The 24,202-nt window shown below is 68.4% G+C and carries 26 protein-coding genes; 11 read left to right on the top strand and 15 right to left on the bottom strand.

The features are described from left to right. Positions 1-33: 33 nt before the first annotated feature. Entirely contained in the window at positions 34-855 is an 822-nt protein-coding gene (gene proC / locus FHW85_RS10240; RefSeq protein WP_167252307.1) for a pyrroline-5-carboxylate reductase, read from the top strand. Further along, positions 852-1,427, top strand: a complete 576-nt coding sequence (locus FHW85_RS10235) for a YggT family protein (protein ID WP_167252308.1) — start codon at positions 852-854, stop codon at positions 1,425-1,427. Before proC ends, FHW85_RS10235 begins: the two co-directional genes overlap by 4 nt. A gap of 87 nt (positions 1,428-1,514) precedes the next feature. On the opposite strand, the gene FHW85_RS10230 is transcribed toward FHW85_RS10235, so the two are convergent. From FHW85_RS10230 to pdxH, 3 genes are read right to left on the bottom strand one after another with little or no spacing between them, the layout of a single operon-like run. Then, entirely contained in the window at positions 1,515-2,315 is an 801-nt protein-coding gene (locus FHW85_RS10230) for a cobalamin-binding protein (protein ID WP_168648153.1), read from the bottom strand. Between the two features lie 42 nt (positions 2,316-2,357). Beyond that, positions 2,358-2,798, bottom strand: coding sequence for a secondary thiamine-phosphate synthase enzyme YjbQ (locus tag FHW85_RS10225; protein WP_167252310.1), 441 nt, complete (start codon positions 2,796-2,798; stop codon positions 2,358-2,360). Positions 2,799-2,839: 41 nt separating this feature from the next. Then, a complete protein-coding gene (gene pdxH, locus FHW85_RS10220) occupies positions 2,840-3,427 on the bottom strand; it encodes a pyridoxamine 5'-phosphate oxidase (RefSeq protein ID WP_167252311.1) in 588 nt (195 codons plus the stop codon). 39 nt (positions 3,428-3,466) lie between these two features. On the opposite strand from pdxH, the gene FHW85_RS10215 reads away from it, so the two are divergent. Continuing rightward, the gene (locus FHW85_RS10215) at positions 3,467-4,297 is read left to right on the top strand and encodes a kinase (protein ID WP_167252312.1); all 831 of its coding nucleotides are present in this window, start codon (positions 3,467-3,469) and stop codon (positions 4,295-4,297) included. Between the two features lie 41 nt (positions 4,298-4,338). On the opposite strand, the gene FHW85_RS10210 is transcribed toward FHW85_RS10215, so the two are convergent. From FHW85_RS10210 to FHW85_RS10200, 3 genes are all read right to left on the bottom strand, one after another. Then, positions 4,339-4,680, bottom strand: a complete 342-nt coding sequence (locus tag FHW85_RS10210) for a YbjQ family protein (protein ID WP_167252313.1) — start codon at positions 4,678-4,680, stop codon at positions 4,339-4,341. Between the two features lie 143 nt (positions 4,681-4,823). Then, complete coding sequence (locus FHW85_RS10205; RefSeq protein ID WP_167252314.1) at positions 4,824-5,165, bottom strand: heavy metal-binding domain-containing protein; 342 nt, start codon at positions 5,163-5,165, stop codon at positions 4,824-4,826. Between the two features lie 542 nt (positions 5,166-5,707). Further along, positions 5,708-6,544, bottom strand: coding sequence for an SDR family oxidoreductase (locus FHW85_RS10200; protein WP_168648152.1), 837 nt, complete (start codon positions 6,542-6,544; stop codon positions 5,708-5,710). Between the two features lie 26 nt (positions 6,545-6,570). Between FHW85_RS10200 and FHW85_RS10195 the strand changes: the two genes are divergently transcribed. The 5 genes from FHW85_RS10195 to FHW85_RS10175 all read left to right on the top strand — a co-directional run bounded on the left by FHW85_RS10195 (position 6,571) and on the right by FHW85_RS10175 (position 12,754). Beyond that, on the top strand, positions 6,571-7,110 hold the full coding sequence (locus FHW85_RS10195; protein WP_168648151.1) for a shikimate kinase: 540 nt from the start codon (positions 6,571-6,573) through the stop codon (positions 7,108-7,110). Then, positions 7,107-8,216 (top strand): 3-dehydroquinate synthase, encoded by a 1,110-nt coding sequence (gene aroB, locus FHW85_RS10190; RefSeq protein WP_246866714.1) that lies wholly within the window; start codon positions 7,107-7,109, stop codon positions 8,214-8,216. The genes FHW85_RS10195 and aroB overlap by 4 nt, the downstream gene beginning before the upstream one ends. Positions 8,217-8,282: 66 nt before the next feature. Next, positions 8,283-8,543 (top strand): WGR domain-containing protein, encoded by a 261-nt coding sequence (locus FHW85_RS10185; protein ID WP_167252317.1) that lies wholly within the window; start codon positions 8,283-8,285, stop codon positions 8,541-8,543. A gap of 1 nt (position 8,544) precedes the next feature. Then, on the top strand, positions 8,545-9,618 hold the full coding sequence (gene hemE / locus FHW85_RS10180) for a uroporphyrinogen decarboxylase (RefSeq protein WP_168648150.1): 1,074 nt from the start codon (positions 8,545-8,547) through the stop codon (positions 9,616-9,618). A 328-nt stretch (positions 9,619-9,946) separates the two neighbouring features. After that, positions 9,947-12,754: a valine--tRNA ligase gene (locus tag FHW85_RS10175; RefSeq protein WP_168648149.1), complete on the top strand. Its 2,808-nt coding sequence runs from the start codon at positions 9,947-9,949 to the stop codon at positions 12,752-12,754. 181 nt (positions 12,755-12,935) lie between these two features. On the opposite strand, the gene rimI is transcribed toward FHW85_RS10175, so the two are convergent. From rimI to FHW85_RS10160, 3 genes are read right to left on the bottom strand one after another with little or no spacing between them, the layout of a single operon-like run. After that, a complete protein-coding gene (gene rimI / locus FHW85_RS10170; protein WP_167252320.1) occupies positions 12,936-13,406 on the bottom strand; it encodes a ribosomal protein S18-alanine N-acetyltransferase in 471 nt (156 codons plus the stop codon). Between the two features lie 4 nt (positions 13,407-13,410). Continuing rightward, positions 13,411-13,863, bottom strand: coding sequence for a hypothetical protein (locus FHW85_RS10165; RefSeq protein ID WP_246866713.1), 453 nt, complete (start codon positions 13,861-13,863; stop codon positions 13,411-13,413). Positions 13,864-13,886: 23 nt separating this feature from the next. Beyond that, entirely contained in the window at positions 13,887-14,660 is a 774-nt protein-coding gene (locus FHW85_RS10160; protein WP_167252322.1) for a phosphatidylcholine/phosphatidylserine synthase, read from the bottom strand. Positions 14,661-14,785: 125 nt separating this feature from the next. Here FHW85_RS10160 and FHW85_RS10155 point away from each other — a divergent pair, with 125 nt between their 5' ends. From FHW85_RS10155 to FHW85_RS10145, 3 genes are all read left to right on the top strand, one after another. Next, positions 14,786-15,241: a DUF4124 domain-containing protein gene (locus tag FHW85_RS10155; protein WP_167252323.1), complete on the top strand. Its 456-nt coding sequence runs from the start codon at positions 14,786-14,788 to the stop codon at positions 15,239-15,241. A gap of 253 nt (positions 15,242-15,494) precedes the next feature. Further along, positions 15,495-17,192 (top strand): proline--tRNA ligase, encoded by a 1,698-nt coding sequence (locus FHW85_RS10150; RefSeq protein WP_168648147.1) that lies wholly within the window; start codon positions 15,495-15,497, stop codon positions 17,190-17,192. A gap of 311 nt (positions 17,193-17,503) precedes the next feature. After that, positions 17,504-17,833, top strand: a complete 330-nt coding sequence (locus tag FHW85_RS10145; RefSeq protein ID WP_167252325.1) for an H-NS histone family protein — start codon at positions 17,504-17,506, stop codon at positions 17,831-17,833. Positions 17,834-17,991: 158 nt separating this feature from the next. Here the strand turns inward: FHW85_RS10145 and FHW85_RS10140 are convergent, their stop codons facing one another. The 6 genes from FHW85_RS10140 to FHW85_RS10115 form a co-directional block, all read right to left on the bottom strand. Continuing rightward, positions 17,992-19,290, bottom strand: coding sequence for a threonine/serine exporter family protein (locus tag FHW85_RS10140; RefSeq protein WP_167252326.1), 1,299 nt, complete (start codon positions 19,288-19,290; stop codon positions 17,992-17,994). A gap of 60 nt (positions 19,291-19,350) precedes the next feature. After that, on the bottom strand, positions 19,351-19,797 hold the full coding sequence (locus FHW85_RS10135; protein ID WP_167252327.1) for an NfeD family protein: 447 nt from the start codon (positions 19,795-19,797) through the stop codon (positions 19,351-19,353). 28 nt (positions 19,798-19,825) lie between these two features. Next, the gene (locus FHW85_RS10130) at positions 19,826-20,776 is read right to left on the bottom strand and encodes an SPFH domain-containing protein (protein WP_168648146.1); all 951 of its coding nucleotides are present in this window, start codon (positions 20,774-20,776) and stop codon (positions 19,826-19,828) included. A 92-nt stretch (positions 20,777-20,868) separates the two neighbouring features. Further along, positions 20,869-22,251 (bottom strand): ATP-binding protein, encoded by a 1,383-nt coding sequence (locus tag FHW85_RS10125; protein ID WP_167252329.1) that lies wholly within the window; start codon positions 22,249-22,251, stop codon positions 20,869-20,871. After that, positions 22,252-22,560 (bottom strand): hypothetical protein, encoded by a 309-nt coding sequence (locus FHW85_RS10120; protein WP_168648145.1) that lies wholly within the window; start codon positions 22,558-22,560, stop codon positions 22,252-22,254. 258 nt (positions 22,561-22,818) lie between these two features. Continuing rightward, a complete protein-coding gene (locus tag FHW85_RS10115; protein WP_167252331.1) occupies positions 22,819-24,162 on the bottom strand; it encodes a sigma-54 dependent transcriptional regulator in 1,344 nt (447 codons plus the stop codon). Positions 24,163-24,202: the final 40 nt, after the last annotated feature.

Here is a 24,202-nt window from a genome sequence, read left to right as displayed (position 1 = left end):
AGGTATGGCCCCCACGTCCCCCAAGGAACCCGCATGACCCGCATCGCTTTCATCGGCGGAGGCAACATGGCGCGCAGCCTGATCGGCGGCCTGCTCAAGACCGGGATCGCGGCCTCCTCCGTCAGCGTGGCCGAGCCGCGCGCCGAGGCGCGCCAGGAGCTGGGCCGCGAATTCGGCGTGGCCTGCTATGCCGATGCCCGGCCCGCCGCGGCCGAGGCCGAAGTGGTGCTGCTGGCGGTGAAGCCGCAGGTGATGCCGGCGCTGCGCGCCGAACTGCAGGATGTGCTGCGCCAGCATCGCCCGCTGCTGATCTCGATCGCCGCCGGCGTGCGCATCGACCAGCTCGAACGCTGGTTCGGCGCCCTGCCGATCGTGCGCTGCATGCCCAATACGCCGGCCCTGATCGGCGCCGGCGCCACCGGCCTGTGCGCCAACAGCCGGGTCAGCCCGCCGCAGCGTGCCGTGGCGCAGCGCATCCTGGACGCCGCCGGCCTCACCCGCTGGCTGGAAGACGAGTCGCTGATGGATACGGTGACCGCACTGTCCGGTTCCGGCCCGGCCTATTTCTTCGCCCTGGTCGAAGCGCTGGAAGACGCCGCCGTGGCCCAGGGCATGCCGCGCGAAACCGCGCGTGCGCTGGCCGCGCAGACCTGCCTGGGCGCCGGCCGCATGCTGGCCGAAAGCGGCGAGGACCCGTCCGAGCTGCGCCGCCGGGTGACCTCGCCCAACGGCACCACCCAGGCCGCGCTGGAAAGCTTCAGCGCCGACGGGCTGCCGCGCATGGTGGCGCGCGCCGTCGCCGCCGCTACCCGCCGCGGCGAGGAACTGGCCGCCGCCCTGGATGACGCCCCGTGAGCTATCTGCTGAATGCCGTTTCCTTCCTGGTCGACCTCGTCTTCGGCGCGGTCTGCACGCTGTTCCTGCTGCGCCTGCTGGCCGAGGCCACGCGCGCGGACTTCAACAATCCGCTGAGCCAGTTCCTCTACCGCTACACCAATCCGGTGCTGGCGCCGCTGCGCCGCGTGCTGCCGAACTGGCGTCGCATCAACCTGGCCTGCGTGCTGCTGCTGTGGGTGCTGATGCTGCTGCAGCGGCTGGTGACGTTCGCGCTCTACGGGCAGGCGCCCGATCCGCTCGGCCTGCTGGTGCTGGGCCTGGCCGACCTGCTCGACTTCGTGCTGCTCACCTACCTGGTGCTGATCTTCATCTGGTCGCTGCTGAGCCTGTTCCCGATGGACCAGCGCCACCCCGCGCTGCGCCTGGTCGGCAACCTGGTGGCGCCGGTGCTGCGTCCGCTGCGCGGCAAGCTGGTGGCCGGCGGACTGGATTTCTCGCCGTGGATCGCGGTGATCGTGCTGGTGCTGCTGCGCATCCTGGTGGCCGCGCCGCTTACCGCGCTGGGCGTGCAGCTCGCGCTGGGGCGCTGACGCCATCGGCGCAGGTTGGGGCAAGCGCAGCGCACCCCAACGTGGCGATGGCGTTGGGGTGCGCTGCGCTTACCCCAACCTACGCCGCTATTTCGCGGCCCAGGCGGCGATATGCCGATGCATTTCGCTGAGCCCGTCGAACAGCGCGGCCGGCCCCGGCTGCAGGATGAGCGGCGACTTGATCTCCACCACGTCGCCGCTGCGCACCGCCGGGATCGCGTCCCAGCCTGGCCTTGCGGCCACATGCTCGGGCCGGAAGCGCTTGCCGCACCACGAGCCGAAGATCACCTCCGGCGCCGCGCGCACCACCTCGCCGGGATCGGCCAGGATGCGGTGCTTGGCCAGCGACTGGCCGGATTGATGCGGAAACACGTCCTCGCCGCCGGCAATGCGCACCAACTCGGCCACCCAGCGGATGCCGGTGATCAGCGGCTCGTCCCACTCCTCGAAATAGACGCGCGGATGCTTCGGCAGCGCTTCGGCGGCCGCGCGAATCTTCGCGATATGGCGTTCGGCTTCCTGCGCATAGGCCTCGGCCTTGGCGCCCGCGCCCACCATCGCGCCGAGCCGGCGGATATAGGCCAGGATGCCGTCCACGCTGCGATGGTTGCTGATCCACACTTCCACGCCGGCCTTGATCAGCTCGCGCGCGATGTCGGCCTGCATGTCGGAGAAACCGATCACCAGGTCCGGCTGCAGCTTCAGGATCTCGCCGATCTTGGCGCTGGTGAAGGCCGACACCTTCGGCTTCTCCTTGCGCGCCCGCGCCGGCCGCACGGTAAAGCCGGAGATGCCGACGATGCGGTGCTCCTCGCCCAGCGCGTAGAGGACTTCGGTGGGTTCTTCGGTGAGGCAGACGATGCGGTGCGGAAATGCGTCGGTGGACATGGTCTCGGCGAAAAAAGCGCGGGGTGAAAGCGCAGGTGTGGCTCAGTGGCCCAGCACGGTCACGGTGACCTTGCGCTGGTGCGGATCGTGCCGGTGCTCCCACAGGTACACGCCCTGCCAGGTGCCCAGCAGCAGCTTGCCGCCGTGCACCGGCAAGGTGAGGCTGACGCCGGTGAGGATGGAGCGCACGTGCGCCGGCATGTCGTCCGGGCCTTCGGCGTCATGCCGGAAGATCGCGTCGCCGTCGGGCACGGCGCGGGCAAACCAGCGCTCCAGGTCGTCGCGCACCGCGGGGTCGGCGTTCTCGCTGATCAGCAGCGAGCAGCTGGTGTGCGTGGTGAAGACGTGGGCGATGCCGGTATGCACGCCCGCCGCCATGACCGCCTCGGTCACCTTGTCGGTGATCTCGCTGAAACCGCGGCCGCGCGTATGCACGGTGAAGCCTTGCTGGGCGACGTGTCCGGCGGGCGCGGCTCGGGTCATGGCTGCAGTCTCCTCCAGGGATAAAGCTTGCGGCGCAAGCTTCAGGGATAAAGCATGCGGTGCGTCCAGGTCTGGCCGTGGCGGCTCCAGCGGACGCGTTCGTGCAGGCGGTATTGCGCGCCGTACCAGAACTCGATCATGTCCGGCTCCACCACATAGCCGCCCCAGTGCGGCGGACGCGTGACGTCGCGGCCATCGAACTCCTGCTCGTAGCGCGCCACGCGCTGTTCGAAGGTGTCGCGGTCCGGCAGGGTCTGCGACTGCAGCGAGGCCCAGGCACCGATCTGGCTCAGGCGCGGGCGGCTGGCGAAGTAGGCATCCGACTCCTCTTCCATCAGCTTGCGCGCGGCGCCTTCGATGCGCACCTGCACACCGTCGCGCAGCAGCTTCCAGTGGAAGCACAGCGCCACCTGCGGATGCGCTTCGAGCTCGCTGCCCTTGTCGCTCTGGTAGTTGGTGAAGAAACGGAAGCCGCGCTCGTCGGCGCCCTTGAGCAGCACCACCCGCGAGCTCACGCGGCCGCCGGCGTCGGCGGTGGCGAGCGTCATGGCGGTGGGCTCGGGGTCGCCGCTGGCCCGGGCACCCTCCAGCAGCTGTTGGAAGGTCTCGAGGATTTCGGGTTTCAGCATGGGTCTTGAATCGTGGCCGGCGCGCGTCATCATGCGCGGATGGTTAACGATGCTATCACGCAGAATTCGACCCTGGCGGGACTCCTGCTGGATCAGTACGCCGGCCGCATCGCCCGCTCGCGGCGGCCCTACCTGCTGGGCATCTCCGGCCTGCAGGGCAGCGGCAAGAGCACCCTGGCGCGGGAGGTGAAGGCCCAGGCCGAGGCGCGCGGCCTGGCCACCGAGGTGCTGGCGCTGGACGACTTCTATTACAGCCGCAGCGAGCGCGAATCGCTCGCCCACCAGATCCATCCGCTGCTGAAGACCCGCGGCGTGCCCGGCACGCATGAGATCGAATTGCTGATGTCGGTGCTGGCCGCCCTGCCGCATGCGTCGGAGAAGCTGCCGGTCACCTATCCGCGCTTCGACAAGGGCCGCGACACGCGCATGCCGCCCTCGCGCTGGCCCCGGATCACCCGCCCGCCCAAGCTCATTGTGCTGGAAGGCTGGGCGCTGGGCATCAAGCCGCAGCTGCAGTCGGCGCTGGACGAGCCCGTCAACGCCATGGAACGCGACGAAGACCCCGACGGCACCTGGCGCCACTGGGTCAACAAGCAGCTGCGCGGCTACCAGCCGCTATGGCGCAAGCTGGACGCGCTGGTGGTGCTGCAGGCGCCGAACTGGGAAGTGGTGCGCCAGTGGCGCAGCCAGCAGGAAGAGGAACTGCTCGCCCGCCATGCGCCGCTGGCCATGGACGCGAACGCGATGGAACACTTCCTCGCCCACTTCGAACGCCTGAGCCGCCACGCCCTGGCCATCCTGCCCGCACTGGCCGACACCTGCGTGGAGTACGACACGCAGCGGCACGTCACCGGGCTCAGCCATTTCTGAAGCCGGCGGCGCGCGGGCCTGGCATGGCCCGCGCATCCGGCTCAGGACAAGGGTTCGACCATCACGGCGGTGCCGTAAGCCAGCACCTCGGTCACCCCGGCCATGACCTCGTTGGCGTCATAGCGCATCGCCACCACGGCGTTGGCACCCAAGTCCCCAGCATGTCGAAGCATCGACTCGAATGCTTCCCTGCGCGCCTTCTCGCACAGATCGGCATACAGCGAAATATTGCCGCCGATCAGCGTCTGCAAGCTCGCGCCCAAAGTACCGACAATGCTGCGCGAGCGCACGGTAAGTCCGCGCGCGATGCCCAAGGGGCGGACGACGCGGTAGCCCGGCAGATCATTGCCGGTGCTGATCAGATGCAAGCGGATATGAGACATGCGCACTCCTTTTCGATGAATGGAGCGCGGATGCTTTCATGGCCTCCAGCCGCGGGACGTATGCCAGAAGATTTTTGAACCCGGCATCCGGTCGACAGGCGACGCTTTCCGGTCGCCTGCGAACCCCGCGCGGCACCGCGGCCTCAGGTGAGCGGCTCGACCAGCACCGCCGTCCCATACGCCAGCACCTCGGTAACGCCTTCCGCCACGTCGTTGGCGTCATACCGCATCGCCACCACCGCATTGGCACCGTGCTGTCCCGCATGCTGCAGCATCAGCTCGAACGCTTCCTCGCGCGCCTTCTCGCACAACTCGGTATAAATCGAGATATTGCCGCCGACCAGCGTCTGCAGCGCCGCCCCCAGATTCCCGACGATGCTGCGCGACCGCACGGTAATCCCCCGCACGATACCCATCGGCCGCACGACGCGATAACCCGGCAGCTCGTTGCCGGTGGTGACCATATTCGGAGAAACGTGTGCCATGGATCGCTCCTTCGTGGTGGTGAAGCGCCGATGTTCCCATAGCCTCGGAGCCTCGGGATGTGCCACCTGACGAGGGCCGGATTTCTATGAAAGCAGGCGGAAAAGCTTTCAGCACACCGCGACCTGCAACACCCCGCTCCGCCCGGCCCCTCACCCCGACCCTCTCCCCGGAGGGGAGAGGGAGAAGTGCGGTGGTGGGGCATACAGGGGCGAAGAGCAAAAGCTGGCCTCGGTTCTTGAACGTCCTCTCGGCAACGGCACGTTGAAGCACCCGCTACGTAAACGCACTGTCGTTTCGTGTAGACCCAGGTTAATCAGGCTACCGCAGCCGCCCACTGCTCCTTCTAGTCGCGTCGCGAGCCTTGGCTCTTAGGCCATTCTCTCTTTGGTTACTTTCTCTTTGGACCAGCAAAGAGAAAGTGACTCGGGCGCCGGCAGGCGTCCGAAATGCCCGCTGCATAAGCGGCCCATTCGCGATAACGCGAAAACCAAGCGATACCGTTACTGGATCCCGGCCTACGCCGGGATGACGAGCCCCCTCATCACGATCCCCGCAGCAACGCGCGATACCCCTCCCGCGCATCCGGCCACCCAACCACAAACCCACTCCCCCGCAACCGCGCATTACTCAACCGCTTGCTGCCAACCCCCAGCGGCGCCCCCCCATCCGCCGGACACGGCGCCCCCATCAACCCTGCAAGGTGCTCATACAACACATGCATCGGCAACGGCACATCGTCCACGCCGACATACACGCGCTCCGGCGCAGCCACACCCAGCAAATGCACGACCGCCCCCGCCGCATCATCCACATGAATACGATTCGACCAATGCGGCGGATCCCGCGGCACCCGCGCCTCGCCCGCGCGCAAGCGTTCGAGCAATTGCATGCGCCCCGGCCCATAGATCCCCGCCAGGCGCAGGCTGATCGACGGCACGCTCTGCGCGGCGAGCCACCGCTCCGCTTCCAGCAACACGCGGCCGTTGAAACCCGGCGGCGACGGCGGCGTCTCTTCGTCCACCCAGGCATCGCCATGCTCGCCATAGACCGCGCTGGAAGAAACAAACAGCACGCGTTCCAGCGGCGCGGCGGACAACGCCCCGAGCAGACCCTTCAAGCCATCGACGAAGACCGCGCGATACGCGGCCTCCTCGCGCACCCCGGGCGTCGGCGCATACACCACCCGGGTGATCCCCTCCGGCAGCGCGCGCAGACTCTCCGGCTGCGTCAGATCGCCGCGCACCCAGCGCACACCATGCTCGCCGTCACGCACAGGTGAACGCCGCAGCGCCCATACCTCGTCGCCGCGCGCCAGCAGACGCTGCGCCACGCGCAGCCCAAGATCGCCGCATCCGGCCAGCAGCACCCGTCCGGTCATGCGTGGCCTGCTGTTAAAGTCGGCATATGAATCCCTCGTGCAACCTGTTCATGGTCGGTCCGACCGGCGCCGGCAAGACGTCGATCGGCCGGCGGCTGGCGGCGCATTATGGGCTGGAGTTCCTGGATCTCGACCAGGAAATCGAGCGCCATTGCGGCGCCACCGTGAGCACCGTGTTCGAACTGGAAGGCGAGGCCGGCTTCCGCCGCCGCGAAAGCACCCTGCTGGAAGCGTGCAGCGCGCGCCGCGGCGTGCTGCTGGCCACCGGCGCCGGCGCCGTGCTGGACCCGGCCAACCGCCGGCTGCTGGCCGAGCGCGGCTACGTGCTGTGGCTGCAGGCCACGGTGGAGCAGCAGCTCGAACGCCTGGCCCGCGACCGCAGCCGCCCGCTGCTGGCCGGCGAGGACCGCCGCGCGAAGCTTGAATCCATGGCGGGCATCCGCACGCCGCTGTATGCCGATGTCGCCGACCTGGTGATCCCCGGCGAGCACGAACTCGTGCTCGCCGCCAGCGAACGCAGCATCGCCCTGATCGACCAGCACTGGCAGCGCCAGCAGGCCGCATGAGCATGAACCACCACACCTCTTCCCCGCGCAGCATCGACGTCGCCCTCGGCGAGCGCGCGTATCCCGTATGGATCGGCCCCGGCCTGCTCGGCGACCGCGCGCGCTGGCGCGCCATGCTGCGCGGCCGCCATGCGCTGGTGATCAGCAACACCACGGTGGCGCCGCTGTATCTGGAGCGCGTGGCCGCGGGGCTGGAAGGCCTGCAGTGGTCGGCCTTCCTGCTCGACGACGGCGAGGCGCACAAGACCTTCGACAACGTGGGCCGCGCACTGGACGCACTGGCCCGGCTGGGCGCCACCCGCGACGCCTGCGTGGTGGCGCTGGGCGGCGGCGTGGTCGGCGACCTGGCCGGCTTCAGCGCGGCCTGCTGGATGCGCGGCATCGACTTCATCCAGATGCCGACCACCCTGCTGGCCATGGTCGATTCCTCCGTCGGCGGCAAGACCGGCGTGAACCTGCCGGCCGGCAAGAACCTGGTCGGCGCCTTCCACCAGCCGCGCGCGGTGGTGGCCGACATCGACACCCTCGCCACCCTGCCGCAGCGCGAATACCGCGCCGGCCTGGCCGAGGTGGTGAAGGGCGCGGCGATCGGCGACCTGCCGTTCTTCGAGTGGCTGGAACAGCAGGCCGACGCACTGGCCGCGCGCGACACCGCACCGCTGGTCGAGGCGATCGCGCGCAAGGTGCAGTACAAGGCCGGCGTGGTGGCCCGCGACGAAACCGAGCAAGGCGAACGTGCATTGCTCAACCTGGGCCACACCTTCGGCCACGCGCTGGAAACCGCCGGCAAGTACACCGCCCTGCTGCATGGCGAAGGCGTGGCGGTCGGCATGCTGCTGGCCGCGCGCCTGTCCGAGCGGCTGGGCATGAGCGTCGCGGCGGATACCGCGCGCCTGCAGCGCCTGCTGGAACGGCTGGGCCTGCCCACCGCGATTCCCGCCGGCATGGACCCGCAGGCCCTGCTCGCCCTGATGCGCCTGGACAAGAAGAACACCGCCGGCACGCTGCGGCTGATCCTGTGGCGCGGCATCGGGCGGGCGGAGATCGTCGGCGGGGTGGACGAAGGCGAAGTACTGGCCACGCTGCGCGAGGCGACTTCGGCCTGAGGCCCGCCTTCTGGCTAGAATGCCCAACTCGCGGCCCACCGCCCCCTATCCACCATGCAGCCTTCCATGCGCCTCTACCTGCAAACCGCGCCCAGCTCCGGCGAAGCGCCCCGCTACGTCCAGATCGTGCTGGAGCAGGATCTGCTCGGCGGCTGGACGCTGTACCGCGAGACCGGCGTGCAGGGCGGCAAGGCCAGCCTCAAGCGCGAGCAATTCCTGGAGCGCGACGACGCCATCGCGGCGTTCGAGAAGGCGCGCGACGCGCAGCTCAAGCGCGGCTACCGCCTGATGTTCAGCCAGGGCATGGACGGCCCGTACGGACGTTGAAATGAGCGAACCCCTGAAGAACGACCGCTTCCTGCGCGCCCTGCGCCGCGAACCCACCGACACCACCCCGATCTGGGTGATGCGCCAGGCCGGCCGCTACCTGCCGGAATACCGCGCCACCCGCGCCCGCGCCGGCAGCTTCATGGCGCTGGCGCAGTCGCCGGAACTGGCCTGCGAAGTGACCCTGCAGCCGCTGGAGCGCTTCGACCTGGATGCGGCGATCCTGTTCTCCGACATCCTCACCATTCCCGACGCGATGGGCCTGGGGCTCAGCTTCGCGCAGGGCGAGGGTCCGCAGTTCGCGCATCCGGTGCGCACGCGGGCCGACGTCGACAAGCTCGGCGTGCCCGACATGGACGGCGAGCTGCGCTACGTGATGGATGCGGTGCGCACGATCCGCCGCGAGCTGCACGGCCGCGTGCCGCTGATCGGCTTCTCCGGCAGCCCCTGGACGCTGGCCTGCTACATGGTCGAAGGCGAAGGCTCGCGCGATTTCGCCACGCTCAAGGCCATGTGCTGGAACGAGCCGAAGCTCGCGCACCAGTTGCTCGACACGCTGGCCCGCTCGGTGGCCGCCTATCTCGCCGCGCAGGCCGCGGCCGGCGCGCAGGCGCTGATGGTGTTCGACACCTGGGGCGGCATGCTCGGCCCCGCGCCGTACCGCGAGTTCTCGCTGCGCTACATGGCCCAGGTGGTCGATGCGCTGAAGGCCGACGCGCATGCGCGCGAGCTGCCGGTGATCCTGTTCTCCAAGGGCGCCCACCGCCACCTGTCGGCGATGGCCGACACCGGCTGCGCCGCCCTGGGCGTGGACTGGACCATCGACCTGGCCGACGCCCGCGCCGCCGTCGGCGGCCGCGTGGCCCTGCAGGGCAACCTCGACCCCGCCGTGCTGCGTTCCAACCCCGAGACCATCCGCCGCGAGGCGCGCGCCGTGCTGGACAGCTTCGGCAACCACCCGGGCCATGTGTTCAACCTGGGGCATGGCATTACGCCGGAGGTGGATCCGGAGCACGTGAAGGTGCTGGTGGATGAAGTGCATGCCTATGGCCGCGTAGTACGCGCCAGGGCCTGAAGACGTACCCCCTCTCCCCTGCGGGGAGAGGGCCGGGGTGAGGGGTCGGCCGGAGCGTAGAAGCGGGAGCAGCAAGCAAGCCTCGCCCTGTCGATCTCCCGTCGCGAGCCCCGACCCCTCATCCGGCTGCCGCCACCTTCCTCGCTCCTCAGAGCCGGGCACATCCCTGTGCCCTCCCCGCGTACTCCCCAGCAGGGAGAAGGGTTCGCATCCGGACAGGTCCGCCCCAGCCTGTTTTTGGCAGCCCCCAGCCCCCACCCTTACAATCCAGGGTCTTTATCCCGTTCCCACCCACGCGCCCACCCCGGCGCGCCATGACGAGCCCCCGATGGACAAGAGTTTCGAGCCCCGCCAGATCGAGTCGAAGTGGTATGCGCGCTGGGAAGCCAGCGGCGACTTCCAGCCTTCGGGACACGGCGAGCCGTACTGCATCCTGCTGCCGCCGCCGAACGTCACCGGCACCCTGCACATGGGCCATGCGTTCCAGCAGACCGTGATGGACATGCTGATCCGCTACCAGCGCATGCGCGGCCTCAACACGCTGTGGCAGGTCGGCACCGACCACGCCGGCATCGCCACGCAGAAGATCGTGGAGAACCAGCTTGCCGCCGCCGGACAGACCCGCCACGACCTGAGCCGCGAGGCCTTCGTCGAGCGCGTGTGGCAGTGGAAGGAGGAATCCGGCTCCACCATCACCAACCAGATGCGCCGCCTGGGCGTCGCCGCCGACTGGTCGCGCGAGCGCTTCACCATGGACGAGGGGCTGTCGTCCGCGGTGCGCAAGGTGTTCGTGGAGTGGTTCCGCGCGGGGCTGATCTACCGCGGCAACCGCCTGGTGAACTGGGACCCGGCGCTGGGCACCGCCGTGTCGGACCTGGAAGTGAACAACGTGGAGCGCGACGGCCACCTGTGGTCGATCCGCTATTACACCGTTGACAACAGCGACAGCGTCGTCGTCGCCACCACGCGTCCGGAAACCATGCTCGGCGACGTCGCCGTGGCGGTGCATCCGGAAGACGAGCGCTACGCGCACCTGGTCGGCAAGATGCTGCGCCTGCCGCTGTCGAACCGCGAGATTCCGGTGATCGCCGACGACTACGTCGACCGCGAATTCGGCACCGGCTTCGTCAAGATCACGCCGGCGCACGACTTCAACGACTACGCCATCGGCCAGCGCCACAACCTGGCGCCGATCAACATCTTCACGCTGGACGCGAAGGTCAACGAGAACGCGCCGGAACAGTACCGCGGCCTCGACCGCTTCGAAGCGCGCAAGCGCGTGCTGGCCGACCTGGAAACCGAAGGCCTGCTGGTCGAAACCAAACCGCACAAGCTGCAGGTGCCGGTGAGCCAGCGCTCGGACGCGGTGATCGAGCCGATGCTCACCGACCAGTGGTTCGTCGACCTCACCAGCGACCACGGCCGCAAGGCGATCACCGAGCCGGCGCTGGATGCCGTGCGCTCGGGCGAAATCAAGTTCGTGCCGGAGAACTGGAGCACCACCTACACGCAGTGGCTGGAGAACATCCAGGACTGGTGCATCAGCCGCCAGCTGTGGTGGGGCCATCGCATTCCGGCGTGGTACGACGAGGCCGGCAACATCTTCGTGGGCGAGAACGAAGCCGACGCGCGCGCGCATGCCGCGGTGCCGCCGGTCGGCGCGCTGCGCCAGGACGAGGACGTGCTCGATACCTGGTTCAGTTCCGCGCTGTGGCCGTTCTCCACGCTCGGCTGGCCGGCGGACGGCCCGGTGAAGAACGAGCGCGGCGAAGTGGTGGCCGACTGGCAGGCGGACAAGATCTTCCTGCCCAGCGCGGTGCTGGTCACCGGCTTCGACATCATCTTCTTCTGGGTCGCGCGCATGGTGATGGCGACCAAATACTTCACCGGCCAGGTGCCGTTCCGCGAGGTGTACATCAACGCCATCGTGCGCGACGCCGAAGGCCAGAAGATGTCCAAGTCCAAGGGCAATACGCTGGACCCGCTGGACCTGATCGACGGCATCGAACTGGAGCCGCTGGTGGAGAAGTCGACCAAGTCGCTGCTGATTCCGCAGGTGCGCGAGAAAGTGGAAAAGCGCATCCGCAAGGATTACCCAGCCGGTATTCCCGCGATCGGCACCGACGCGCTGCGCTTTACCTTCGCCGCGCTGGCCAGCTACAGCCGCACCATCAATTTCGACATCAAGCGCGCCGAAGGCTACAAGGCGTTCTGCAACAAGCTGTGGAACGCCGCGCGCTTCGTACTGATGAACGTGGAGAACGGCGCCATCGCCGCGGCCGGCACGCCGCCGGCGACGGAAGCGGAGCGCTGGATCCTCACGCGCCTCAAGCAAACGCTGGGCGACGTCGAACAGCACTTCCTTACCTACCGCTTCGACCTGCTCGCGCAGGAGCTGTACGAGTTCGTCTGGAACGAGTACTGCGACTGGTTCCTGGAACTGTCCAAGCCGGCGCTCAACGGCGACGACGCGGCCGCCGCCGCTTCCACCCGCCGCACCCTGCTGGTGGTGCTGGAGACGGTGCTGCGCGCGCTGCATCCGATCGTGCCGTTCATCACCGAGGAGATCTGGCAGTCGGTGGCGCCGCTGCTGGGCCTCACCGAGGCGGCCCTGCTGCGCCGGCCGTGGCCCAAGGCCGGCGACATCGCGGCCGACGAGGCGGCCACCGCCGAAGTCGAGTGGTTCAAGAACGTGCTGAGCGGCATCCGCCGCATCCGCTCGGAAATGAATATCGCGCCGGGCAAGACCATCCCGCTGCTGCTGGCCGACGGCGACGCCGCCGATCGCGCGCGCGCCGCGAAATTCGCCGCGCAGATCGCCTTCCTGGCGCGCGTGGATGCGCCGCAGTGGATCGACGCCGGCGTGGACGAGCCGGCCGCCGCGGCCGCGGTGGTGGGTTCGATGCGCGTGCTGATTCCGCTGGCCGGGCTGATCGACGTGGGCGCGGAGAAGACGCGCCTGGGCAAGGAGATCGGCCGTATCGAAGGCGAGATCAGGAAGTGCGAGGGCAAGCTGGGCAATGCCAACTTCGTGGCGAATGCGCCGGCGGAAGTGGTGGCGCAGGAGCGTCAGCGCATTGCGGATTGGGGCACGCAGTTGAGTGCGTTGCGGGAGCAGTTGTTGAAGCTTGGCTAAGTGAACTCTTCTCCCCTTCGGGGAGAAGATGCCGGCAGGCAGATGAGGGGCGGGTGCTCGCGATAACGCTTCTACGGAGTGAGCAAAAGCTTTTTGGGCTTGTAATGACCCTCAGCTCAACGCTCCGCCCGGCCCCTCACCCCAACCCTCTCCCCGGAGGGGAGAGGGAGCAAGAAGCGCGTCAGGGCGCGGCGAAATCCAGCGCCATGACGATCGCGTCTTCCCTGCCCTGCTTCGCCGGGTAGTAATTCGGCCGGCGGCCGATCTCCTCGAAGCCGATCGAGCGGTACAAGGTCTGCGCCACCGGATTCGACGGGCGTACTTCCAGGAACACCCGCTCGGCGCCGTTCCAGCGCGCCACGTCCAGCAGGCGGCGCAGCAGGTGCCGGCCCAGGCCCAGGCCGCGGTGGTTCTGGCTGATGCACAGGTTGAGCACGTGGGCCTCGCCGGCGGCGACGGAGAGCACGCCGTAGCCGGCCATCTCGCCTTCCACCCATAGCACCCAGGCCGGATGCCCGGCTTTCAGGCAGTCGCCGAAGATGCCTTCGCTCCACGGGAAGTCGTAGGCAGCGCGTTCCAGCGCGGCGACGCCGGGCAGGTCTTCGCGGCGCATGGCGCGGACTTCGGCATGGGGCCGTGCGACCGCGACCATGGCCTCAGCCCGCGGTCTCGGCCAGGGCGCGGCGCAGGCTGCGCAGCGCCGTCCACAAGCGCCGCTTGCCGGCGCCGGAACCGTGCACCGCGCCGGGCTCGTCGGCCAGCACGATATGCGCCTGCTGCAGCATCGCCGCGGGCAATTCGCGGCCCAGCGCATGCGCCTGGGCCTCGCCGAACACCAGGTAGGCCTTGGCCAGCGGCACGGCGGCGAGGCGCCCGTCGCGCACCTCGATGCGCGCGGCACGGGCCAGCGCGGGGCCGAAGGCGGTCAGCGCGCGGCCGAGCAGGTCCAGCGCGCGCGGCTCGCAGCCGGCGGGCAGCAGCACCACGCAACGGCCGGCGGCGGTTTCCGCGGCGGGCGCATCATCCGTGGGCGTGGACGGCATCGACGGCGCGTCGCGCCGCACCCACGGGGTGACGCCCAGTGCGCGCAGCACGCGCGAACGATGCATGGAACTAGACGGCGCCATCGCGCTCATGCCGCTCCGCGGCGGCGGCGGGTGGCGCGGCCCCACAAGGTGAGGGCCGGGCCGGACAGCAGGTACAGGGTGAACACCACGAACAGCACGCGCGGCGGATCGACCAGGAACGGGATCAGGATCAGCACGCCCACGATGATCCACAGGAACGGCACGCGGTCGCGCTCGCCCATCGGCAGCGACTTGAAGCTGTAGTAGCGGAAGCGGCTGACCATCAGCAGGCCCACCAGCACCGCCATGAACGGGGTGAAGAAGCACAGCTCGTCGCCGCCCACGCCGAACTTGTCCATGCTCCACACGAAGGACATGCACACCGCGGCGGCGGCCGGGCTGGCCAGGCCCTGGAAATAGCGCTTGTCGGCCACGCCCACCTGGGTGTTGAAGCGGGCCAGGCGCAGCGCCGCGCAGGCGGCATAGATGAAGGCGGCGGCCCAGCCCAGCTTGCCCCACAGCGGGCCATAGGCCTTGAGCGTGGACAGCGACCAGGTGTACATCACCAGCGCGGGCGCCAGGCCGAAGCTGACCAGGTCGGACAGCGAGTCGTACTGCACGCCGAATTCGCTCTGCGTACCGGTGAGGCGCGCCACGCGGCCGTCCATGCCGTCCAGCACGGCGGCCACGAACACCGCGATGGCCGCGTCGCTGTAGCTGCCGCCGATGCTGGCCACGATCGCGTAGAAGCCGGCGAACATGGCTCCCGTGGTGAACAGGTTGGGCAGCAGGTAGATGCCCCGGTGGCGCGGCGGGCGGACGGGCGTGGTCTCGCTCATGGATCAATCCGTGACGGAATGCGCGCAGTGTAAACCATCGCTTGAGTCCTATCCGTGCGGGTGCTAACAAGGGCGCCGAACGTTTTTCCGCCCTGTCCCGCCTTCCAGTTTCCCCGGAGAAGACCATGCGTCGCCCGCTGATCGCCGCCGCCCTGCTGCTCGCCCCCCTGGCCTTCGCCCTGCCGGCCGCGGCCCAGCAGGTCTACAAATGGACCGACGCCAGCGGCTCCGTGCACTACTCCGACACCCCGCCGCCGAAGGGCGGCACGTCCAAGAAGATCACCCTGTCCGGCATTCCGCAGTCCTCGTCGTCCGCGCCGGCCCAGCCGGCCAAGGAAGGCAGCGGCCGCGAACAGACCACCGGCTCCGCCGAGGGGCCGGCCCAGGCGCCGGTGGCCGACACCCCGGAAAACCGCAAGAAGCTCTGCAGCACGCTCAAGGGCAACCTGGACATCCTGCGCGACAAGAAGCCGGTGGTGGTGCAGGAAGGCAACCAGGCCAAGGTGCTGGACGACGCGCAGCGCAAGCAGCAGCAGTCCACCGCCGAGGCGCAGTACAAGCAGTACTGCCCGAACGAGTAAGCCGCGCATCGATCGCCGCGACGTTGAACCCCTCTCCCCCTGGCGACCCGTAGGTAGTCCCTGTGGGAGAGAGGGGTTGGGGTGAGGGTGCGGGCGGAGCGCGAGATTGATGTGCACCGCTCCGCCCGCACCCTCATCCGGCTGCCGCCACCTTCTCCCGAAGGGAGAAGGGTTCGCCTTGGGAAGATCGAGGAAATCAGGCCAATCGGGAATCGCTATACTCGGCTTCTTTACCCGCCGGAACGCCCCCCGCATGCGCCTCAGCCAATACCACCTGGCCACCGTCAAGGAAGTGCCCGCCGACGCCGAGATCGCCAGCCATCAGCTGATGCTGCGCACCGGCATGATCCGCAAGCTCGCCGCCGGCCTGTACACCTGGGCGCCGCTGGGCCTGCGCGTGATGCGCAAGGTCGAGCAGGTGGTGCGCGAGGAAATGGACCGCGCCGGCGCGATCGAGCTGCTGATGCCGACCATCCAGCCGCGCGAGCTGTGGGAAGAAACCGGCCGCTGGCAGAAGTTCGGCGGCCAGCTGCTGAAGATCAAGGACCGCAAGGAGCAGGAGTTCTGCTACGCGCCCACCGCCGAAGAGGTGATCACCGACTTCGCGCGCAACGAGCTGAAGAGCTACAAGCAGCTGCCGGTCAACTTCTATCAGATCCAGACCAAGTTCCGCGACGAGATCCGCCCGCGCTTCGGCGTGATGCGCGCGCGCGAGTTCGTGATGAAGGACGCCTACTCCTTCCACCTCACGCAGGAATCCCTGGGCCAGACCTACCAGGCCATGTACGACGCCTACGCGCGCATCTTCACCCGCCTGGGCCTGAAGTTCCGCGCGGTGCAGGCCGACACCGGCGCCATCGGCGGCAATGCCAGCCACGAATTCCAGGTGCTGGCCGATTCCGGCGAGGATGCCCTGGTGTTCTCGGATGGTTCCGATTACGCCGCGAATATCGAGAAGGCCGAGGCGCTGGCGCCCGCCGCCGCGCGTCCGGCGCCTTCCGCCGAACTCAAGCGCGTGGACACGCCTGCGCAGAAGACCATCGACGAAGTGGCCGCCTTCCTCAAGGTCGAGCCCAGCCAGTGCGTCAAGACCATCCTGGTCCAGGGCAGCAAGGGCCTGGTCGCGCTGTGCGTGCGCGGCGACCACGAGGTCAACGAAGTGAAGGCCGGCAAGCTGGCCGAGATGCCGGGCGAATCGGTGCTGGCCACCGAGGCGGAGATTCTCGCCGTTACCGGCACCCGCCCCGGCTTTATCGGCCCGGCCGGCCTGCCGGCGGAGATCCCCGTGATCGTCGACCGCAGCGCCGCCGTGCTGGCGGACTTCGTCTGCGGCGGCAACCAGGACGGCACCCACTACACCGGCGCGAACTGGGAGCGCGATGCCCGCGTCACCCGTGTCGAAGACATCCGCAAGGTGGTCGACGGCGATCCCTCGCCGGACGGCAAGGGCAGCCTGCGCATGGGCCGCGGCATCGAGGTCGGCCATGTATTCCAGCTCGGCGGCAAGTACGCCGAAGCGCTCAAGGCCACCGTGCTGGACGAGAACGGCAAGGCCCAGGTGATGCTGATGGGCTGCTACGGCATCGGCGTCAGCCGCATCGTGGCCGCCGCCATCGAGCAGTGCCACGACGAGGCCGGCATCATCTGGCCGGAAGCCATGGCGCCGTGGCGCGTGGCCGTGTGCATGATCAATCCCAAGGGCCTGCCCGAGGTCACCCAGGCCGCGGAGGCGCTGTACGCGCAGCTGCGGCAGCGCGGCATCGAGGTGCTGCTGGACGACCGCGGCCTGCGCCCCGGCGCGATGTTCGCCGACATGGAGCTGATCGGCGTTCCGCACCGCGTGGTGGTCAGCGAGCGCGGCATCGCCGCCGGCACGCTGGAATACCGGGCGCGCCATGAGGCGGAAGCCCGGGCGATTAATACCGAGGAATTGTTCTCCCTGCTCGGCTGATTCTTTCCGGGTGAAGTGTGCGCAGAACGGCCGCCTTGTGCGGCCGTTCTCAATTTTGTGACGCGCAAGGCGTGAAAAACGGCAGCCAGGCCAGGCCGTCCCGCCCAATTACGGGTTAATCATCCGCTTCCGAATTAGGAATCGGATGAATAATGCCCCGTAAAGCTGGCGCAAGTGCATTACCGGGGAATAACTCCGGTATTTTGCAATTCCCGAACGGATCATCCAGAATCCCCCGCGCAATACCGATTCGATCCATTGCACCTAAAACAACCATAATGCCGTTAATGGCTCATCACCCGGGAGTAGTCATGGCTGTCGATATCAAGAATCTCAACCATAACCAGCTCAACGACCTGATCGCCAAGGCGCAGTCGCGCCAGACCGAACTGCGCAAGGACAAGGTCGTCAAGCTGCGTGAAAAGATCCACGCCCTGATCAAGGCCGAAGGCTTCGCGTTCGACGACGTGTTCGGCCAGGGCCGCGCGGCCAAGGGCCCGCGCAAGAGCGGCGGCATCGTGCCGCCGAAGTACCGCAACCCGGCCGATCCGGAGCAGACCTGGTCCGGCCGCGGCAAGCGTCCGCGCTGGTTCAACGACGCGCTGAAGGCGGGCAAGAAGGAAAAGGACCTGGCGATCTGATCGCCGCGCTCCGCGTAAAAGAAAACGCCGGCCTTGCGCCGGCGTTTTCTTTTCCATTCGCGTCATTCGAAGTGCATCGTTTATGCAACATGGAACATCTGCAACGCGTCACCGCATCCGGCATTAACCCGGCGCACCCGGCTGGTTAATCGCGGCGGCTACAGCGAACGCCGCGGCGCCACCAGCAGGTCGCCGAACAGCAAGCCGGCCACCAGCGAAATCAGCAGGGTCACCAGCAATACGCCGGTATCGAAACCCAGCACCGTATCGCGCTCCAGCAGATACGACACGCTGCGGAAACTTACGCTGCCGGGCACCAGCAGGATAATCCCCGGCTCGCGCACCACCGCGCCCGGCCGGTGCGCAAAGCGCGCATAAACATTGGACAGCGCGCCCAGCAGAAAGCCGCCGAGAAACACGCCGAACGGCGCCGCCGGCAGATGCCCCGCGACCAGGCCGCCCCAGCGCGTGGACGCATAACCCACCACCACCGCACCCATCACCACCAGCCAGTCGCGCCGCGCCGCGCGGAACGCCATGGCGAAGGCGATCGCGGCCACCAGCAGCGCGGGCAGCTCGGTCCAGGCGGGCAGCGGCGGCAAGGAGAAGTCGCGTGGATAGATACCGACCGCCGCACACAGCTGCGCGCCGGCCACGGTGCCGAAGGTCAGCTTGAGCAAGGTGGCGAGCGCGCCGCCCATCCTGGCCATGCCGGCCACCAGATGCTGGCTGGAGATCTCGCGCACCGCCGTGGTCAGCGCCATGCCGGGCATCAGCATGATCAGGCCGGCCAGGATCACCGACTTGATCGCCAGCGGCACCACCAGCGCGCTGACCAGGATCGCGAACACCGTGCCGACCAGCGCGCAGATCGCCTCGCTCGCCACCGCCAGGCGCGGGCGCGTGGCCGACAGCACGCTGATGGTGCCGATCATCAGGCCGATCACCGCGGTGGTCAGCAGGTCGGCCCAGGAGCTGTGCAGCAGCAGCGCCACGATGCTGGCGGCGGCGAGGCCATAGCTGGCGATCACGCCGGCCTGCGCGCGGCGCGTATCCGGCCGGCCCAGTTCGCGCAGCAGGCGGAAGCCTTCGCGCAATTCGATCTGACCGGCGATCACCTGGTCGGCGATCAGGTCGGCCTGGCACAGGCGCGCGAGATTCACGTCGCCCGGCGGCAGGCGCATCACCTGGGTCACCTGGGCCACGCCGTCGTCGCCCTGCGCCTGGTCGGAGAAGGAAATGATGATGGCGGTCGGGCTGGACCACACTTCCGCCGCCAGCCCCAGCCGCGCCGCCGAACCGGCGATAGCCATTTCCAGGCGCGGCGCCGAGGTGCCGTACTGGTGCAGGCGCCGCGCCAGCTCCACCAGGAAGGCGATGCGCGTGTTCAGCGCCGCGGTGGCGAAGTTCAGCGTGGGCGCGGCGAAGCCGGCGGGCGAGGAAGGCGGGAAGCTCATGCCCGCATTCTCACCCGGAAGGCGCCGGCTTGAATACGTTTGGCCGTCCGAATGGCGGCCTCACGCGGCCGGCTTCACCTGCAGCGTATTGCCCTCCACCGCCACCACTTCCACGGTGGCGCCGGCCGGCAGGTCCGGTCCGCTCACCAGCCACAGGCCGTCGCCCACGCGTGCCTTGCCGCGGCCGTTGACGATGGCCTCGGCCAGCACGTACTGCCGGCCGATGTTCTGCTCGCCGCGGCGGTTGAGCCGCGACTCGCTCTGGTCGGTGCGCCGCATGCGCGGGCGCACCTGGTACCAGTAGATCGCGCAGGACAGAAAGGCCAGCACGACGAAGGCGATCGCCTGCGCCAGCATCGGCAGCGGCGCCACCAGCACCAGCAGGCCGGTGGCCGCCGCGCCGATGCCGATCCACAGCAGGAAATAGCCCGGCAGCAGCACCTCGGCGCCGATCAGCACCAGGGCGACGATCCACCACAGGTAATGCGTTGCGATATCCGGAAACATGGCCAACCCCCTTCGACGATGCGGCGCTTCAGACCGGCGGCGGCGTGCGGCGCACCGTGTTCTTCTCCTGCTGCTGGCCCAGCGACTCCTTGGCCAGCTCCGCGATGCCGGCCAGCGAGCCGATGATGCCGGTGGCTTCGACCGGCAGCAGCAGCATCTTCTGGTTCGGCGAATGCGCCATCTCCTTCAGCGCCTCCACGTACTTGTTGGCGACGAAGTAGTTCAGCGCATTGACGTCGCCGTTGGCGATCGCGTTGGAAACCAGCGTGGTCGCCTGCGCCTCGGCCTCGGCCAGGCGGATGCGCGCCTCGGCTTCGCGGAACGCGGCTTCCTTTTTGCCTTCCGCGGAAAGGATCGCCGACTGCTTCTCGCCCTCGGCCTTGAGGATCGCCGACTGGCGCAGGCCCTCGGCCTCCAGGATCTGCGCGCGCTTCTCGCGCTCGGCCTTCATCTGGCGCGCCATCGAATCGACCAGGTCGCGCGGCGGCGCGATGTCCTTGATCTCGATGCGGTTGACCTTGACGCCCCACGGATGGGTGGCCTCGTCGACCACGCGCAGCAGCTGCGCATTGATCGCATCGCGCTGGCTCAGCGATTCGTCCAGATCCATCGAGCCCAGCACCGTGCGGATATTGGTCATGATCAGCGCCAGCGCAGCCTGTTCCAGATTGGACACTTCATAGGCTGCCTTGGCCGCGTCCAGCACCTGGTAGAACACCACGCCGTCCACGCGCACCACCGCGTTATCTTTGGTGATGACGTCCTGCGAGGGCACGTCGAGCACCTGCTCCATCATGTTCACCTTGCGGCCGACGCTGTACATGATGGGAATCAGGAAATGCAGGCCCGGCGTGAGCGTATGCGTGTACTTGCCGAACTGTTCCACCGTCCATTCGTAGCCCTGCGGCACGATGCGTACCAGCTTGGCGATCATGATGACCGCGACCACCACGACCACCAGCGCTAAAAGCGAACCCATGGCCCAACCTCCTGTCCGTGACGATGGCGCGGAGTATAGGGGAGGTCCAGGCAGGGGGCGGTTACGTTATGACGTCACTGTGCGCGCGGGCCTCAGGCCAGCTTCAACGGCAACAACAAACTAACGCGCAGCCCGCCTTGCTCGCGATTGGCGAGGGTGATGCGCCCGCCATGCGCCTCGACGATTTCGCGCGCCAGGGCCAGCCCCAGGCCGGTGCCGGAACGCTTGGTGGAATAGAACGGCAGCAGCGCCTGCGCCAGCACGGTCTCGCTCATGCCGGGGCCGCGGTCGGCCACTTCGATGCGCACGTCGCGGCCGATCACCGTCAGCGACACGCTGACGCCGTCTTCGGCGCTGCCGGATTCGTGCGCGTTCTTCACCAGGTTGATCAGCACCTGCTCGATCTGCGCCGCATCGAACCAGCCTTCCTGCTCGGGCAGGCTGCCCTCGACGCGAAACTTGCAGTGCAGGGCCAGGCTGTCCAGGAACGGCCGCCACGGAATCGACACCGGCTGCGGCGCCGGCAGCTTGGCGAAATTGGCATAGCCGGCGATAAAGCCATGCAGATGCCGCGCGCGTTCGCCGATGGTGGCGAACACGCCGGGCAGGCGTTCGGTCTGGCCGCGGCGCGCCAGCTCGGCGCCGGAATGCGCCAGCGAGGAAATCGGCGCCAGCGAGTTGTTCAACTCGTGGCTGATCACGCGGATCACGCGCTTCCACGTTGCCACTTCCTGCCGCGACAGCTCGCGCGTCATGCGGCGGAACAGCTGCAGCCGGTGCGGGCGCCCCTGCAGGCGGAAGCTGCGCTGCGACAGATGGAACGTTTCTTCGCTGCCATCCATCTCCACCGTCAGCAGCGCGTCCTCGCCGCCTTCCACCGCGCGGCGCAGCGCATCGGGCGCATCGGCCAGCAGCTCGAGAAAATCCAGCCCGTGCAGCGTGCGCCCTTCGTTGAACAGATGGCGCGCGGCGATATTGGCGTAGGTGACGCGGCCGATGCTGTCGGTCAGCACCAGCGCCACCGGCGTGTTCTGCACCACCGTGTCCAGCAGCAATTCGCGCTGGGCCAGGTTCTGGCGCTGCTCGCGCAGGGTCTGGCCCAGCGCGTTGTGCATGCGGATCAGGTCGCCGAGTTCGTCATGGCGCCGCGCCGCGATGGAGAAACTGAAATCGCCGTCGCGATAGCTGGCCACCGCGCCTTCCAGCGCGCGCAGCAGGCGGTTGAGCGGATGCATCACCCGTCCCGCCAGCCAGATCGACAGCGGAATCGCCACGCCCGCGCTCACCGCCAGCCCGCCCCACACGCCCAGGTGCGAAGGCGGCTGCACGGTCACGCCGAGGTCGTGCTTCATCCATTGCAGCAGCTGCGGCAGCGGCCATTGGGTAATGCCGATATACAACAGCGCGCCCGACACATAGGCCAGGCCCAGCAGCAGCGCCAGGCGGGTCTGCAGGGTGTCGAGGCGCCGCAGCACTCAGCGGCCCTGGCCGGAACCCAGCGACCGTTCCTGCTTGCAGGCGGCGTTGGCGGAATCGCAGACCGATTGCGGGCCGCGACTGTTGCGCTGCGACGACCCTTCGACCTTGAAGCGCGACTCGCCGGGCTTGTCGTCCTTGAAACGGAAGGCGCTCTGGCCATCGCGCGTACCGGCGGCCGGGCTGCTGCCATAGGCCACGCTGGACGGCGGCGCCGGCCGCTGCCAGCTGTCGCTCGCCTGTGGCGCGGATTGCGCGTGCGCCGCGAAGGTTGTCGCGATGAAGCCCAACATCATCCACCGACGCATGTTCGTTCCCCAGTAGGTTCAGGATCGCGGCATCTTGATATGCGGTGGGTGCAACCGGCAACCATCTTTAGGCATGTCCGCGCTTCTGCCCCCTCTCCCCTCCGGGGAGAGGGTTGGGGTGAGGGGCCGGGCGGAGCAGTGAGCAGAAGGTCGCGAAAACCAAAAGCTTCTGTTCTCTTCGTAGAAGTGCTGTCGCGAGCACCCGCCCCTCATCTGCCTGCCGGCATCTTCTCCCCGGAGGGGAGAAGAGCTTCGTCTTCAAGTGCCCTGAGTTGCCAGGCCATACCGCTCCATCCGCCGATACAGCGCCTGCCGCGACAGCCCCAGCGCCTGCGCCGCCCGGCTCACCACGCCGTCGGCCTTGTCCAGTGCCGCCTCCACCGCTTCGCGGCTGGGCTCGTCCAGGTTGCGGTTGGCGGCCGGTGCGGCCTGCGGCAGGTTGAGCAGTTCGGGCTGGATGCGGCCGTCGGCCGCGAGCAGTGCGGCGCGCTCGATCGCATTCTTCAGCTCACGCACATTGCCCGGCCACGGATAGCCGAGCAGCGCCTCGCGCGCGGCATCGGTGAGTTCCGCGCGGCCGTCCAGGAAATGCTCGGCCAGCGGCAGGATGTCGTCGACACGATCGGCCAGCGCCGGCAGGTTCACCTCGATCACGTTGAGGCGGTAGTAGAGATCTTCGCGGAAGGTGCCGGCGCGGATCATCGCCTTCAGGTCCGCGTTGGTGGCGCTGAGCACGCGCACCTTCACCTGGCGCGTGCGGCCGGAGCCCAAGCGTTCGAACTGCCCGGTCTCCAGCACGCGCAGCAGCTTCACCTGGCCGGACAGCGGCAGGTTGCCGATCTCGTCCAGGAACAAGGTGCCGCCGTCGGCCAGCTCGAAACGGCCTTCGCGCGCCTTGTTGGCGCCGGTATAGGCGCCGGCCTCGGCGCCGAACAGCTCGGCCTCGATCAGCTCGCCCGGCAAGGCGCCGCAGTTGACCGCCACGAAGGCACCGCGCTTCACCGCCGAGTTGGCGTGCACGATCGCCGCGATGCGCTCCTTACCTGCGCCATTGGGGCCGGTGATCAGCACCGGCACTTCCGAGCGGGCCACCTGGCAGGCCAGTTCCAGCGTGCGCGCCATCGCCTCGGAGGAGAACACCAGGCCGGTGAGGTCGTAGCGGCGCTCCAGGTCCTCGCGGCGGCGGCGGCGCTCGTTGCGGGCGCGGTTCACCTCGCGGGTGGATTCCGACAGCTCCAGCAGGTTCTCCACCGTGGCCAGCAGCTTGGCATCGTCCCAGGGCTTGGCCAGGTAATCCGCGGCGCCGGCCTTGACCAGCTCCACCGCGGTTTCCAGGTGGGTCCAGGCGGTGAGCAGGATCACCGGCAGGTCGGTGTGGCGCTGGCGCAGGGCGCGGAACAGCGCGATGCCTTCCTCGCCGGAGGTGGTGTCCGCCGTGAAGTTCATGTCCTGGATGACCACGTCGATGCGTTCGCGCTCGAGCAGCTCCAGGCCCTGCTCCGGCGTCAGCGCGGTCAGCGGGCGGATTTCGTGCAGGGACAGCGCCAGCGAGAGCGCCTCCCCCACGGCGGGGTTGTCGTCGATGATCAGGACGGTACGCATGTGGCTCTTGGGCATGCCGGAACAGATGCATCCTGCCGGC

The organism is Dyella sp. SG609 (genome assembly GCF_012275375.1).
GTDB lineage: Bacteria > Pseudomonadota > Gammaproteobacteria > Xanthomonadales > Rhodanobacteraceae > Dyella_D > Dyella_D marensis.
This window is presented reverse-complemented; position numbering and strand designations above follow the sequence as displayed.

Coding starts and splice junctions, on each gene's coding strand:
- proC (WP_167252307.1), top strand. CDS start 34: ATGACCCGCATCGCTTTCATCGGCGGAGGCAACATGGCGCGCAGCCTG.
- FHW85_RS10230 (WP_168648153.1), bottom strand. CDS start 2,315: ATGTCCACCGACGCATTTCCGCACCGCATCGTCTGCCTCACCGAAGAA.
- FHW85_RS10225 (WP_167252310.1), bottom strand. CDS start 2,798: ATGACCCGAGCCGCGCCCGCCGGACACGTCGCCCAGCAAGGCTTCACC.
- pdxH (WP_167252311.1), bottom strand. CDS start 3,427: ATGCTGAAACCCGAAATCCTCGAGACCTTCCAACAGCTGCTGGAGGGT.
- FHW85_RS10215 (WP_167252312.1), top strand. CDS start 3,467: ATGGTTAACGATGCTATCACGCAGAATTCGACCCTGGCGGGACTCCTG.
- FHW85_RS10210 (WP_167252313.1), bottom strand. CDS start 4,680: ATGTCTCATATCCGCTTGCATCTGATCAGCACCGGCAATGATCTGCCG.
- FHW85_RS10205 (WP_167252314.1), bottom strand. CDS start 5,165: ATGGCACACGTTTCTCCGAATATGGTCACCACCGGCAACGAGCTGCCG.
- FHW85_RS10200 (WP_168648152.1), bottom strand. CDS start 6,544: ATGACCGGACGGGTGCTGCTGGCCGGATGCGGCGATCTTGGGCTGCGC.
- FHW85_RS10195 (WP_168648151.1), top strand. CDS start 6,571: ATGAATCCCTCGTGCAACCTGTTCATGGTCGGTCCGACCGGCGCCGGC.
- aroB (WP_246866714.1), top strand. CDS start 7,107: ATGAGCATGAACCACCACACCTCTTCCCCGCGCAGCATCGACGTCGCC.
- FHW85_RS10185 (WP_167252317.1), top strand. CDS start 8,283: ATGCGCCTCTACCTGCAAACCGCGCCCAGCTCCGGCGAAGCGCCCCGC.
- hemE (WP_168648150.1), top strand. CDS start 8,545: ATGAGCGAACCCCTGAAGAACGACCGCTTCCTGCGCGCCCTGCGCCGC.
- FHW85_RS10175 (WP_168648149.1), top strand. CDS start 9,947: ATGGACAAGAGTTTCGAGCCCCGCCAGATCGAGTCGAAGTGGTATGCG.
- rimI (WP_167252320.1), bottom strand. CDS start 13,406: ATGGTCGCGGTCGCACGGCCCCATGCCGAAGTCCGCGCCATGCGCCGC.
- FHW85_RS10165 (WP_246866713.1), bottom strand. CDS start 13,863: ATGCATCGTTCGCGCGTGCTGCGCGCACTGGGCGTCACCCCGTGGGTG.
- FHW85_RS10160 (WP_167252322.1), bottom strand. CDS start 14,660: ATGAGCGAGACCACGCCCGTCCGCCCGCCGCGCCACCGGGGCATCTAC.
- FHW85_RS10155 (WP_167252323.1), top strand. CDS start 14,786: ATGCGTCGCCCGCTGATCGCCGCCGCCCTGCTGCTCGCCCCCCTGGCC.
- FHW85_RS10150 (WP_168648147.1), top strand. CDS start 15,495: ATGCGCCTCAGCCAATACCACCTGGCCACCGTCAAGGAAGTGCCCGCC.
- FHW85_RS10145 (WP_167252325.1), top strand. CDS start 17,504: ATGGCTGTCGATATCAAGAATCTCAACCATAACCAGCTCAACGACCTG.
- FHW85_RS10140 (WP_167252326.1), bottom strand. CDS start 19,290: ATGAGCTTCCCGCCTTCCTCGCCCGCCGGCTTCGCCGCGCCCACGCTG.
- FHW85_RS10135 (WP_167252327.1), bottom strand. CDS start 19,797: ATGTTTCCGGATATCGCAACGCATTACCTGTGGTGGATCGTCGCCCTG.
- FHW85_RS10130 (WP_168648146.1), bottom strand. CDS start 20,776: ATGGGTTCGCTTTTAGCGCTGGTGGTCGTGGTGGTCGCGGTCATCATG.
- FHW85_RS10120 (WP_168648145.1), bottom strand. CDS start 22,560: ATGCGTCGGTGGATGATGTTGGGCTTCATCGCGACAACCTTCGCGGCG.
- FHW85_RS10115 (WP_167252331.1), bottom strand. CDS start 24,162: ATGCGTACCGTCCTGATCATCGACGACAACCCCGCCGTGGGGGAGGCG.